Origin of the sequence: Mycobacterium sp. (genome assembly GCF_025933915.1) — a bacterium.
Taxonomy (GTDB): domain Bacteria; phylum Actinomycetota; class Actinomycetes; order Mycobacteriales; family Mycobacteriaceae; genus Mycobacterium.
Map to the genome: position 1 here is coordinate 1 of NZ_JAICZA010000137.1, position 12,765 is coordinate 12,765.

The following is a 12,765-nucleotide window of genomic DNA, read 5'->3' on the forward strand; positions in this document are numbered from 1 at the left end:
AAGTCTTTCGCGGTCGATGAGACGGCTGATCTCGGCGGTCTGGCGAGCGAAAAGCTTTCCGAAATACGGGTAAAGCCAACGCATCAGCGCTCGCTCCGCGCGACTGCAGCGCGCGGCGCAGTAACCGACGTGGCCCAGCTCATCGGTGAGGATTTCGGTGTAGAGCCGCTCAATCCGTGCGGCGACTTCTGGTTCGCCGGCGAACAATTCGACGCCGGCGCGGCGCAATTCGTCGAACATGATGCAACCCGCCATTTCGGCAGCGCCCACGAAGGCAAACCCGATGCGTTCGGGCAAGAACACCTCCATCTTGACGAACTGGCGCATCACGAACGGGGGCACCACCACGTGGAACGGCAAACCGAATATGTCCAGCACGTACGCCAATAGCCTGGTGTGATAGTGCTCTTCGAGCGCGAGATAGATCCGTTCCGGCGGCTGGTCCTCGCCGCCGATGCGTCCGTAGGTATCCCCCAAATCCACGCCGAATCGTTCGGCTTGGTTCAGCTTGGCGGTCGCCAGGAGGAACAGCATTTCCTGGGATAACCCTGATTCGGGGCGCCGACGACGCAGGTTGTTCATGAACACGCCACGGTCGACGACATGGGCAGAGCGGACGGGATCGGCCTCCAGCGATTCGAAGAATTCCTCCCGATTGGCGAGGCGTCGATGCAGTAGGTCGGCGTCCCCGTCGCGGTGCGCCAGATAATCTCGGTAACCCTCGATCCCCGTGCGGCTCATGATGCCTCCATTCCCGAAACAACGGTTTTCACATATCGGTTGAGTAGGGCGTTGCGTGCCCGGGATGCCGGTGCGCCAGTGGCCAGCAACGCAAATAGCCCGGTCAAGAAGATCACCCCGAGCTCGCCCGGGTCGGCATCCCGAACCACCTGGCCCGCGGTTTGGGCTTTGGTGAGCGTGGCGATGAGGAAGCTGGCCAGCGGATGCTCGGCCAACTCGTCCTCGATCGGCCTCGTCGCAGAGAAGTGCAGCCCCAGCATGTCTCTGAAGACCACCGGGCCCAACCGCTGCTCGGCGTCGAGCACCTCGCGCACCAACAGCTTGAGCATGGACAGCAGATCGGAAGATCCGGTCTTCCGGTTGGCGAGTTTCGCGACGATCTTGATCTCCTCGGCCCGCTCCAACTCGACCAGCACGTGCTCTTTGGTAGGGAAGTGGAAGTAGAACGTCCCCCGTGCCACCCCGACCGCGGTCGCGATCGCGGCGACGTCCGTTCCCGCCAATCCCGATCTGCCGATCTCTGCCACCGTCGCGTCGAACAGGCGCGCCCGCGTCGCAAGCCGCTGGGCCGCTCTGGTGCTGACGACGGGTGAACGCGATTGTGAGGTCGTTGATGCCGGGGGCACGGTCGCCAACCTATGTCACTCATTGCCACCCGTCAATGACAGGCGTCGGCGAAATCCGCGTTGCTCTGCGTCGGGGAAGACGGCATCGGGGGAGGGCGTCGAAGGTGATGCCACGGCGAAATTCCGGGCGCACACTCGCCGCCGCGCTACGCTGGCGCTGCTTGGTGAACGGCTTGACGAAAGGCACGGGTGCCGGGAATGGATTTCGAACTCGACGCCGGGCAGCGTGCCTGGCTGACCGAGGTCCGCGAGTTTCTGCGCGACAACGTCACCCCCGCCCTGCGCGCCGAGCTCGCCGCGCACGACCTGGAGTTTCCCCACGGCGAAGTGGCGCGGTTCCGCAACAAGATCGGCGCCAAGGGCTGGTTCGGGCTGAACTGGCCGCGCGAGTATGGCGGTCTGGGTCTCGGCGCCATTCACCTGCATCTGTTGATGAGCGAATTCGAATACTGGGGTGTGCCCGGCCCCGACCTGACCGTCACATCGGTGGCGCCGATGATCATGCGGCACGGCACCGAGCGCAACAAGAACGAATGGCTGCCACCGATCGCCAGGGGCGAAATGATCTGTGCGGTCGGCTATTCCGAGCCCGACGCCGGGACCGACCTGGCAAATCTGCGGACCAGCGCCACGCGGGACGGCGAGGAATGGGTGATCAACGGCACCAAGATCTGGAACAGCGGCGCCCAGCGGGCGACGCACGAATGGCTCTGCGTCCGCACCGACCCAACCGGCGCCCGCCACCGCGGCATCTCCGTCATCATCGTCCCGATCGACAGCGCCGGCGTCGACATCCGCCCGCTCTACGCGTGGTCGGGCTACCGCACCAACGAGGTGCACTTCCAGGATGTGCGGGTGCCGGTCACCAACCTCGTCGGCGACGTCAACCGCGGCTGGACGTACATCACCGGCGCGCTCGATCTCGAGCGCGGCGCATTGACCAACGCGGGGGACCTGCGGCGCGCCGTCGAGGAATTGCATGAGCTTTCGCGAAGCCCGCGGCGGGACGGAACGCTGCCCGCCGACGACGCGTCGCTTCGCCGTCGGCTGGCGCAGGCCGAAGCCGATGTCGCGGTGGCCACCCTGATGGGCTACGAGGCGGCGTCGATCCTCGACAGCGACGTGATTCCGACCGTCGAGGTCAGCGTCGAAAAAGTATTCACCAGCGAGCTGCGGCAGCGCATCGCCGATCTGGCGCTCGATCTGCTGGGCCCGGACGGCTTGCTTGCGCATCGCAGCGAACAGGCGCCGCTGGCCGGCAAGTTCGAGCGGCTCTACCGGGCCGCCCCGCTGATGCGCTTCGGTGGGGGCACCAACGAGGTGCTTCGCGACATCATCGCGCAGCGCGGGCACGGAATGCCGTCCTATGGACGCTGACGGCAGCCTGGCGCGCCCCCGATGAAGACGATCCTGTCCACCGAACAGCGCGCGTTCGCCGCGGCGTTACGCGCCCTGCTGGCCGCCGAGAATCCGGTCAGCCTGGTGCGCGCCCTCGACGAACCGGACGCGGACCGCCGCACCCCGGCCCTGTGGAAGGCGCTGACCGACGCGGGTGTCTTCGGCCTCGCCATCGCCGAGGAGTATGGCGGCGCCGGCGGCGCGCTCGACGACCTCGCCGTCTTCTACACCGAAGCCGGTCGCGCGCTGTGTCCGACGACGGTGCACGCCAGCGTGCACGCCGCCCTCGCCATCGAGCAGCTCGGCTCCCCGGACGTCAAGGCCACCTGGCTGCCGCCGCTCGCGTCCGGAAGCATCCGCGCCACCACCGCGCTCTGGAACGCCCGCGACGCCGCGCTCGTCTCGCCGTCGCTGCGCGCCGATCCCGCCTCGGAACTGTGGCGGCTCAACGGAATCGCGGATTACGTCGCCGACGCCGATGTCGCCGATCTCATCCTGGTGTCGGCCGCCGCGGCCGAAAACACACTGGTCTTCATCGTCGACGCGCATGCCGGCGGTGTGACCATGGAGCCGCTCGACATGGCCGGCGGGTACCGCGCATTCACCGTGCGCTTCGACGAAGCGGTGGTGGCGGAAGACGCGGTGCTCGACGGTGTCTCCGCGCAGGGATTGCGCCGGCTGGCCAACACCGCGGTGGCGTTGGGGTCGCTCGACCTGGTGGGCGTCGGGCAGGCTGTGCTGGACCGCACCGTCGAGTACACCAAGCTGCGCCATCAATTCGGGCGGCCCATCGCGTCGTTTCAGGCCGCCCAGCATCTGATCGCCAATATGCACATCGCCCTGGCGGCAGCGCGATTGGCCGCGCACGCGGCGGTGTTCTGGCTGGGACGCGGCCACACCGCGAACAGGGAGACGGCCATCGCGCGCATGCATGCGGCCACCGCGGCCCGGGCGATCACGCTGGACGCCCACCAGCTGCACGGCGGGATGGGCTATGTCATCGAGACCGACCTGCATTTGTGGACCGAACGGGCGCGGCTCGGCTCGACGTTCGGCGGCGGAGCCGACGTCGCCGCATCGTGGCTGCAGGCGAGCATGCACGAGGGGAGAGCCGGTGAGTGAGGACAGCTTGATCGACGCCGAGTCGGCATCGCGGGTGGGCACGGTCGCGGCGTCGGCGACCGGTGAGGTGAACCGGCGCGATTGGCAACGCTGGGCGGCCGCGGTGGGTGAGGACAACCCGTTGTATTTCGACCCCGAGTACGCCCGCGCCAACGGCTTTCGCGACGTCATCTGCCCGCCCCTGTTTCTGCAGTACGCGGTGCTCGGGGTGTCGCGGCTCGAGTCGCTGCGCCCCGACGGATCCTCCGGCGCCGCCTCCGGCAGCCTCGCGTTTCCCCGCGCCCCCAAGCGGATGGCCGGCGGGGAGAGCTTCACCTTTCACCTGCCGGCCTACCATCGCGACGAGATCGAGATGGTGCGAACCATCGAGTCGATCGTCGAAAAGCAGGGCCGCTCCGGCAGATTCGTGCTCGTCACTTGGCACACGGTGTACCGCAACCAGGACCGCGAGCTGCTGGCCGAGGCGTCGACGTCGATGATCGCCCGCCCATGACCCGCGCCGACGACGATGCAGAGCGAAGCGATGAGGAGGAGTGGTGCTTGTGACCGCGGCGCAGGTGTTCTATGACGACATCGCCGTGGGCGACCACATTCCCACGCTCACCGTCACCGTCGACGAAACCCAGATGTTCTTCTTCAGCGCCGCGACGTACAACGGGCATCGCATTCACTACGACAAACAGTGGGCCCGCGACACCGAGGGATACGACAACGTACTGGTGCACGGTCCGCTGCAGGCGGCGCTGCTGGCCCGCGCCCTCGGGGACTGGATCGGCGGGCGGGGCCGTCTCGTGGCATTCTCGGTGCAAAACCGGGCGATCGCCTATCCCGGTGAGCCGCTCAGCTTCGGTGGCGAGGTCACCGGTAAACGCCTGGGCGACAACGGGACCGGGCTGGTCGATCTGCAGGTCGCCGGGCTCCGCGACGACACGGTGCTGATGCCGGGCACCGCCACGGTCGAGCTGCCGCTGCGGGGGACGTCGGCGTGAGCGGGCTGCGCGGCGAAGCCGCGATCGTCGGCATCGCCGAGTTGCCGGCCGAACGGCGTCCCACCCGCCCGGCGCTGTTCACCCTCGACCAGTACGCGTTGCTGGCGAAGATGGTGATCGAGGACGCCGGTGTCGATCCCGGCTGCGTCAACGGCCTGCTGACGCATGGCGTCGCCGAGTCGGCCATGTTCGCGCCCGCCACGCTGTGCGAATACCTGGGTTTGGCACTGGATTTCGGTGAACGGGTCGATCTGGGCGGGGCCACGTCGGCCGGCATGGTGTGGCGGGCCGCGGCGGCCGTCGAACTCGGCATCTGCGAGGCGGCGCTGGCCGTGGTGCCGGGCTCGGCGTCGGTGCCGCAGTCCGGGCGGCGGCCCCCGCCCGACCCGAATTGGTATGGGGCCTCCTCCAACAACTACGGCTCGCCGCAGGCCGAGTTCGAGATCCCCTACGGCAACGTCGGCCAAAACGCGCCCTACGCCCAGATCGCTCAGCGGTACGCGGCCGAATTCGGCTACGACCCCGCCGCGGTCGCCAAGATCGCCGTCGACCAACGCACCAACGCGTGTGCCCATCCCGGCGCGGCCTTTCACGGCGCCCCGATCACCGTGATCGACGTGCTGGAGAGCCCGATGATCGCCGATCCCATCCACATGCTCGAAACGGTGATGCGCGTGCACGGGGGAGCGGCGGTGTTGATCGCCAACGCCGACGTCGCCCGCCGCGCCCGCCACCGCCCGGTCTGGATCAGGGGATTCGGCGAGCACATCGCCTTCAAAACCCCCACCTACGCCGAGGACCTGCTGTCGACGCCGATCGCGCGCGCCGCGGAACGGGCCTTCGCGATGGCCGGGCTGAGCCGGTCCGATGTCGACGTCGCCTCGATCTACGATTGCTACACCATCACGGTCCTGATGAGTCTGGAGGACTCCGGGTTCTGCGCGAAAGGCAAAGGCATGTCGTGGATTAGCGAGCACGACCTGACCTACCGCGGCGACTTCCCGCTGAACACCGCGGGCGGCCAACTCTCCTTCGGCCAGGCCGGCATGGCCGGCGGCCTGCACCACGTCGTCGACGGCGCACGCCAGGTCATGGGGCGCGCCGGCGACGCGCAGGTGCCCGACTGCCACACCGCGTTCGTGACGGGTAACGGCGGCATCATGAGCGAGCAGGTCGCGCTGCTCATGCAGGGGGATTAGCGATGACGCGCCCCGTCCCCGAGCCCACGCCCGTCTCCCAGCCCTTCTGGGACGCCCTCGCGCAGCACCGCATCCTGGTGCAGTACTCGCCGTCACTTCAGCGGTACGTGTTCTACCCGCGCACCCTCGCCCCGGGTACCCTGGCCGACGACCTGGAATGGCGTGAAATCGACGGAGCCGCAACGCTGTATACCTTCACGATCGCGCGCCGGCCCACCGGGCCGCCGTGGGCCGACGCGTTACCGCAGCTGCCCGCGGTGGTGCAGTGGGATGCCGGACCGAAATTCAGCACCGAGTTGGTCGACGTCGATCCCGGCGACATCCGGATCGGGATGCGGGTGGAGCCGGTGTTCGACGATCTCGACGACGGGATCACGCTACTGAAGTACCGGCCCGCATGACACCGTTGACGACCCGATGATCGAGACGGTTCAGCAGCTGTTGCGGCAGCGCAGACACGAGAACACCCCGGCGATCGCGCACGGCGAACAGACCTGGACCTGGCGCGAGCACCTCGCCGAAGCCGAGACCGAGGCGGCGGCGCTGATCGCGCGCGCCGATCCCGCGCGGCCGCTGCATGTCGGTGCCGCGCTGGGCAATTCACCGGCCATGCTGCGCGCGATGGCCGCCGCCGCGCTCGGCGGCTACGTGCTGTGCGGCCTGAACACGACCCGCCGCGGGACCGCTCTGCTCGCCGATATCCGGCGCTCCGACTGCCAAATTCTGCTCGTCGACGACGAACACATGCCCCTGCTGGAGGGCATGGATCTCCGGGGAATTCAGGTTCTTGACGTAAGTGGCGCGCGCTATGCCGACGCGGTGGCCGCGGCGCCGCCGCTGACTCCGCACCGCGAGGTCGGCGCCGCCGACACGTTCATGATGATCTTCACCTCGGGGACAAGCGGCGACCCCAAGGTGGTGCGGTTCGCGCACGGGATGGCGATCATGTGCGGCGCCAGCCTGATCTTCCAGTACGACGTCACCGCCGCGGATGTCTGCTATCTGGCGATGCCGCTGTTTCACTCCAACGGTGTCGCCGCCGGGTGGGCCGTGGCCATCGGCAGCGGGGCCACCATGGTGCCCGCCAAGTTTTCGCCGTCCCGGTTTCTGGACGACGTGCGCCGCTACAACGTGACCTACCTGAACTACGTGGGCAAGCCGCTGGCGTTGATCCTGTCCACCTCCGAGCGGCCTGACGACGCCGAGAACACGTTGCGGGTGGCCTTCGGCAACGAGGCGACCGATCGCGATATCGCCGAATTCGCACGGCGTTTCGGATGCCGCGTGGTGGACAGCTTCGGCTCCAGCGAGTTCGCGGTGATCGTCGTCCGAGAAGACGGCACCCCGCCCGGTTCCATCGGCAAGCCGTACCCCGGGGTGAGCATCTACAGCTCGACGACGCTGACCGAATGTGCCGTAGCGAAGTTCGACGCACACGGGGCGTTGACCAACTTCGATGAGGCCGTCGGCGAGCTCGTCAACACCCAGGGGGCGGGGCCCTTCGCCGGCTACTACAACGATCCCGGCGCCACGGCCGAGCGCATGCGGCACGGGATGTACTGGTCGGGCGATCTGGCCTACCGGGATGCCGACGGCTGGATCTACCTGGCCGGCCGGACCTCCGATTGGATGCGGGTGGACGGGGAGAACTTGGCGGCCGCCCCGATCGAGCGGATCCTGGCGCGGCTACCCGGACTCAGCCAGGTCGCCGTCTACGCGGTCCCCGACGACCGGGTCGGTGACCAGGTGATGGCCGCCCTGGTGCTGCGCGCCGGGGCGGACCTGACCCCGAACGATTTCGGGGAGTTCCTCGCGGCACAGGCCGATCTGTCACCGAAGGCGTGGCCGCGCTACGTGCGCATCAACGACCACCTGCCCGCGACGGCAACCAACAAGATCCTCAAGCGTGCGCTCATCGCTGCGGGCGTCAGCGCGCAGGACGGTGTGCTGTGGATGCGCCCCGCACGTGGCACCGCCTACGCTCCGGCGGCTGAAAACGCCGATGGCCGTGCGGCATCCATCGCCGGGCACCTGATTCAGGGGCCCGACTGAGGGGGAACCTCACCGGCTTCGGTGGGTGCGGGCGCTTCCCCGAACCGCGCCAGCACCAGCGTCGCGCACACGGCGACAGCGAACCCGACGATCACCAGCCAGCCGAGCCCGTCGCGCGCGGTGTCGCCCAACCACAGCACCCCGACGATCGCGGGCGCGAGCGTTTCACCGACAACCATCCCCGCCACGGCGGTGGTCACCGATCCGCGATGCAGCGCTGAGGTGAGCAACAGGAATCCCGCGGCGCCACCTGCCGCCACGGCGTACAGGGCGGGGTTGACGTAGAAGGAGCGTCGGGTGGGATCGAGCCCGTCGATCAGGCGCACGCCGACCTCGACGACGCCGAAACCGCTTCCGGCGCCGAGCCCGAGTGCCAGCGCACGCGCACGGTCGGGCAGGCGTCCGGCGGCCGCGCCGGCGATGAATATCGCGGCCACCACGCCCAGCAGCGCCCAGCCGAGCCCGGCGGGGCCATGCCGAAAGTGCCCGGGCCCAGCGGCCAGCGCGAGGATGGCGAGGCTGGCGCAGACCACGCCCACAGCCGTCCATTCGGCCGAGGACAGCCGCGCCGACAAGACCCATGCGGCCACGACGCCGGTGACGGCGATCGATGCGGCCAACGCCGCGGCGACGACATATATCGGCACCAGGCGCAGCGCGGCCACTTGGAGCAGAAACCCCGCGACGTCGAGGCCGATGCCGGCCAGGTAGCGCCACTGGCGGACGGCGCGCAACAGCAACACGGTGTCGACGCCCGAGCCGCTGCCCGCTTCCACCGATCGCGTCCCGGCCGCTTGCAACACGGTCGCCGTGCCGTAGCAGATCGAGCAGCCCAGAGCGAGGAGGAAGCCGATCAGCACCCATCGACAATAGGCGCGGCATCGGCGCGGCGCCCCGTGAGCGGCCGGCGCGGAGTATCTGAACAAAGGTTTGGGCGCTGGCTACCCGGGAACACGGCACAGGTATCCGTCTCAACAGCCCAGAATTAATAGACAGCCGTCAGTAAACGGCTAATTCTGTTTGGGCGCGGACCGATATGCATGGTATTGCCTGTGTTACAACGCAATTCAGATCGATGTTTAGCATCGGTGTACAACTGTGTACTCTGACGGCATGGCTGAACGCGGCGCACAGCCCAACGTCCCCCGCGGGCGTCGGTTGTTCCTGCGGGCGGTACGACGATTGTTCAGTCCACTACAGCCCGACGACTACCTGGAGATGATCAATCCGCTCTGGACCACCAGGGAGCTGCGCGGAAAGGTCGAACGCATCGAGCCGCAGGGTTCGGAAGCGGCCAGCGTCCTGATCCGGCCCGGCTACGAATGGCCAGGCCACAAGCCCGGCCAATACGTTCGACTCGGCGTGGTCGTCGACGGCGTCTACTACTGGCGCGCGTATTCGCTGACGTCGGATCCTGCGCCCGAGGACGGGCTGATCAGCGTGACGCCCAAGAAGGTGGACGGCGGTGTGGTGTCGCCATATCTGGTGCAGAAGATCCAGCCCGGGGATCTGGTGCGGCTCGGCGAGATAGAAGGCGTATTCACCTTGCCCGACCCGCTGCCGGCCAAGATGCTGTTCATCAGCGCGGGCAGCGGCATCACGCCGATCATCAGCATGTTGCGCAGCATCGATCACGGGGATGACTTCGGCGATGTCGTGGTCATCCACTCCGCGCGCACCCGTGAGCAGGTCATGTTCTTGTCGGTTCTCGAAGAGTTCGAGCGCCGCCACCTTGGGATGCGGCTGGACTTGCGTCTCACCGCCGAACGCGGCCGGCTGGAGCCAGGCGATTTGGACGAGGTGTGCCCGGACTGGCGCGAGCGCGAGGCTTTTTGCTCGGGTCCCGGCGACATGCTCGACGCGCTGATCGAGCACTGGGAAAGCAACGGGGACCGCGACCGTCTGCACTTTGAGCGCTTCCAGCCCAAGATCGGCGGCGACGCCAACGCCGGTGAGGGCGGCACAGTGTGTTTTCTGGACAGCGAGAAGGACGTCGAATGTGACGGCGGCACATCGATTTTGGAGGCGGGGGAGAAGGCCGGTCTGAACCTCGCCTACGGCTGTCGAATCGGAATTTGTCATACCTGCGTCGGGACGCTGAAGTCGGGCAAGCTGCGTGACCTGCGCTCAGGTGACGTGATCGAACCCACCGAACAAGACGTACGGATCTGCATCAACACCGCCGAAGGCGATGTTGAGCTCGAACTGTGATCGAAAGGAGCGGCTTATGACAACCGCCGCGAAAACCACCGGGGGCGAGCTTCTTGCCCGCCTGAGCGAGCAAGAGCTGGAAAAGCTCGCGAAAGAACTGGACGCGATTCATGACGAGGTATTCGCCGATCTCGGTGAACGGGACCGGCATTACATCAAGACGGTGATCTCGGTCCAGCGCCAGATTGTCGTGGTCGGCCGCGTGCTGTTGCTCGCATCGCGCTCTAAAACCGCCTGGGTCCTGGGCACGGCCTGTCTGGGAATGGCCAAGATCTTGGAGAACATGGAGATCGGCCACAATGTGATGCACGGGCAGTGGGATTGGATGAACGATCCCGATATCCATTCCTCGGTGTGGGACTGGGATACCGCGTCGACCGCCGAAGCCTGGAAGCACTCACACAACTACATTCACCACACCTATACGAATATCTTGGGCAAGGACAAAGATCTCGGCTACGAGCTCCTGCGGATCGACCCGAATCAGAAATGGCAACCGCGCTTTCTCTTTCAGCCGCTGTACAACGTCTTGCTCATGCTGTTGTTCGAGTGGGGTGTGGCCATTCACGACATGGACATCGACGCCATCCGCACCCGCCAGAAGCCATGGTCGGAGGTGCGCGAGGATCTGCGAGGCATCGGGGGCAAAGTGCGCGCGCAGATCTTCAAGGACTATCTCGGTTGGCCGCTGATCAGCGCGGGCGCCTTCGCGCTCGTCCAGTTGGCCTCGGGCGGCAGACTCGAGCAGCCGGCGCGGTCACGCCTGGGCAGGGCGCTTCGCAAGGTGTCGGGCAAGGGCCGCGTGGGTGCCACGGCCGCATTCCTCGACAAGGTGATGCCGGGAGTGGAAAGCACCTATTTACGAACCATGGGCGCCGACGCGGTGGCCAACGTCATCCGCAACGTGTGGTCGAACGCGATCATCTTCTGCGGTCATTTTCCCGACCAGACCTACACCTTCAGCGAGAAAGACGTTGAGGACGAGACGCGCGGCGGTTGGTATCTGCGCCAGTTGGTCGGGGCCGCGAACATCGACGGCGGCCCGCTGTTCCACATCATTAGCGGAAACCTCGGTTATCAAGTGGAACATCATCTCTATCCAGACATGCCGAGTAGCCGGTACTCGGAGATCGCGCCCCAGGTCAAAGACATCTGCGAGCGCTATGAGCTGCCGTACAACTCCGGCCGGTTCTCCAAGCAGTGGCTGATGGTGCAGCGCACCATCGTTCGGCTGGCATTTCCCGGCGGAAAGCCCCGCCGGAAACCGGGACCATACCGAAGCCCGGACGGACGGGCGCAAGCGCCGCGACCCAGCGAGGGTGCCCGGTTCCGGGAACGTGTCCCCGCCGAACACCCGGCCGCGGGCCCCGAGCACCAAGCCTCCGGCGTCGCGGTGCAGCCGCCGCCGCGCGGCAACGACTGACGCGCGATGCGTCGTCGAATCTGAACTATTTTCGGCGACCGGTCGTGGATCATCATCGATGATGCCCCGCGTCCGCACAGCCGACACCGACGTCCCCGGGCCGCCGACCGATTCGGGCGGCGAACGCTTCGCCGCGCGGCTGTGGCGCAGCCCGCTGCGGGGACCATGGCTGACATCGGTATTCGGCTCGGTCCTGTTGGTGACGCTGCCGATCGTCATCCTCACGGGCCTGCTGTCCTACATGGCCTACGGACCGCGATTCGGTCAGGCCATCCCCGGCGACGTCGGTTGGCTGAAGTTGCCAACCTTCGACTGGCCCACCGACCCGTCCTGGCTGTACCGGCTGACCCAGGGGCTCCACGTCGGACTCGGGTTGGTTCTGATCCCCGTGGTGCTCGCCAAGCTGTGGTCGGTGATACCCCGGCTCTTCGTGTGGCCGCCCGCACGGTCGATTGCCCAACTGCTGGAACGGGTTTCGTTGCTGATGCTGGTCGGGGGCATCCTGTTCGAGATCGTCACCGGCGTGCTGAACATCCAGTACGACTATGTTTTCGGATTCAGCTTCTACACCGCGCACTATTTCGGCGCGTGGGTGTTCATCACGGGATTCGTCATGCATGTGGCGATCAAGAGCCGGCGCATGTGGTCGGGCCTGCGCTCGATGCCGCTGCGCGACGTCCTGCGCACCGGACGCGCCGATACCAAGCCGCAGCCCTGGCAGCCCGACGGGCTGGTCGCCGCCCAGGCGGGCCCCGCGACGATGAGCCGCCGTGGCGCGCTGGCGCTGGTGGGCGGTGGCGCGCTCTTTCTCGCGCTCATCACCGCCGGTCAAACCGTGGGGGGCTACACCCGGCCCGCCGCCCTGCTGCTGCCACGCGGACGCTTCCGCGGGCACGGGCCCAATGACTTCGAGGTCAACCGGACCGCGGCGGCCGCCGGTATCTCTCCCGAAGGCACCGCCGGCCGGTGGCGACTGAGCGTGAGCGGCGGCCCCCAACCGCTCA

The 12,765-nt window shown here is 67.2% G+C and carries 13 protein-coding genes; 10 read left to right on the top strand and 3 right to left on the bottom strand.

Annotated features, from left to right (window positions below; all coding sequences use genetic code 11):
* The coding region (locus Q0W90_RS18790) for a hypothetical protein (RefSeq protein WP_297775779.1) at window positions 1-741 on the bottom strand (741 nt) is incomplete at its 3' end.
* Window positions 738-1,367: a TetR/AcrR family transcriptional regulator gene (locus Q0W90_RS18795; RefSeq protein ID WP_297775782.1), complete on the bottom strand. Its 630-nt coding sequence runs from the start codon at window positions 1,365-1,367 to the stop codon at window positions 738-740. The genes Q0W90_RS18795 and Q0W90_RS18790, both read right to left, overlap by 4 nt.
* A gap of 198 nt (window positions 1,368-1,565) precedes the next feature.
* On the opposite strand from Q0W90_RS18795, the gene Q0W90_RS18800 reads away from it, so the two are divergent.
* From Q0W90_RS18800 to fadD1, 7 genes are read left to right on the top strand one after another with little or no spacing between them, the layout of a single operon-like run.
* Window positions 1,566-2,744, top strand: coding sequence for an acyl-CoA dehydrogenase family protein (locus Q0W90_RS18800; protein ID WP_297698565.1), 1,179 nt, complete (start codon window positions 1,566-1,568; stop codon window positions 2,742-2,744).
* A gap of 21 nt (window positions 2,745-2,765) precedes the next feature.
* Window positions 2,766-3,887 (top strand): acyl-CoA dehydrogenase family protein, encoded by a 1,122-nt coding sequence (locus Q0W90_RS18805; protein ID WP_297775785.1) that lies wholly within the window; start codon window positions 2,766-2,768, stop codon window positions 3,885-3,887.
* Window positions 3,880-4,380 (top strand): MaoC family dehydratase N-terminal domain-containing protein, encoded by a 501-nt coding sequence (locus tag Q0W90_RS18810; protein WP_297775788.1) that lies wholly within the window; start codon window positions 3,880-3,882, stop codon window positions 4,378-4,380. The genes Q0W90_RS18805 and Q0W90_RS18810 overlap by 8 nt, the downstream gene beginning before the upstream one ends.
* A gap of 49 nt (window positions 4,381-4,429) precedes the next feature.
* Complete coding sequence (locus tag Q0W90_RS18815; RefSeq protein WP_297596027.1) at window positions 4,430-4,876, top strand: MaoC/PaaZ C-terminal domain-containing protein; 447 nt, start codon at window positions 4,430-4,432, stop codon at window positions 4,874-4,876.
* The gene (locus Q0W90_RS18820; protein ID WP_297775791.1) at window positions 4,873-6,075 is read left to right on the top strand and encodes a thiolase family protein; all 1,203 of its coding nucleotides are present in this window, start codon (window positions 4,873-4,875) and stop codon (window positions 6,073-6,075) included. Before Q0W90_RS18815 ends, Q0W90_RS18820 begins: the two co-directional genes overlap by 4 nt.
* A 2-nt stretch (window positions 6,076-6,077) precedes the next feature.
* Window positions 6,078-6,476: an OB-fold domain-containing protein gene (locus Q0W90_RS18825; protein ID WP_297596006.1), complete on the top strand. Its 399-nt coding sequence runs from the start codon at window positions 6,078-6,080 to the stop codon at window positions 6,474-6,476.
* Window positions 6,477-6,492: 16 nt separating this feature from the next.
* A complete protein-coding gene (gene fadD1 / locus Q0W90_RS18830) occupies window positions 6,493-8,127 on the top strand; it encodes a fatty-acid--CoA ligase FadD1 (protein WP_297698569.1) in 1,635 nt (544 codons plus the stop codon).
* Here fadD1 and Q0W90_RS18835 read toward each other — a convergent pair.
* Entirely contained in the window at window positions 8,112-8,987 is an 876-nt protein-coding gene (locus tag Q0W90_RS18835; RefSeq protein ID WP_297596002.1) for a DMT family transporter, read from the bottom strand. The genes fadD1 and Q0W90_RS18835 overlap by 16 nt on opposite strands.
* 253 nt (window positions 8,988-9,240) lie before the next feature.
* Between Q0W90_RS18835 and Q0W90_RS18840 the strand changes: the two genes are divergently transcribed.
* From Q0W90_RS18840 to Q0W90_RS18850, 3 genes are all read left to right on the top strand, one after another.
* A complete protein-coding gene (locus tag Q0W90_RS18840; protein WP_297596000.1) occupies window positions 9,241-10,338 on the top strand; it encodes a ferredoxin reductase in 1,098 nt (365 codons plus the stop codon).
* Window positions 10,339-10,354: 16 nt separating this feature from the next.
* Window positions 10,355-11,761 carry an acyl-CoA desaturase gene (locus tag Q0W90_RS18845; protein ID WP_297698573.1) on the top strand — a complete coding sequence of 469 codons (1,407 nt, stop codon included), beginning with the start codon at window positions 10,355-10,357 and terminating at the stop codon, window positions 11,759-11,761.
* A gap of 58 nt (window positions 11,762-11,819) precedes the next feature.
* Window positions 11,820-12,765, top strand: a 946-nt coding sequence (locus Q0W90_RS18850; protein ID WP_297775796.1) for a hypothetical protein, incomplete at its 3' end; no start/stop codon positions are given.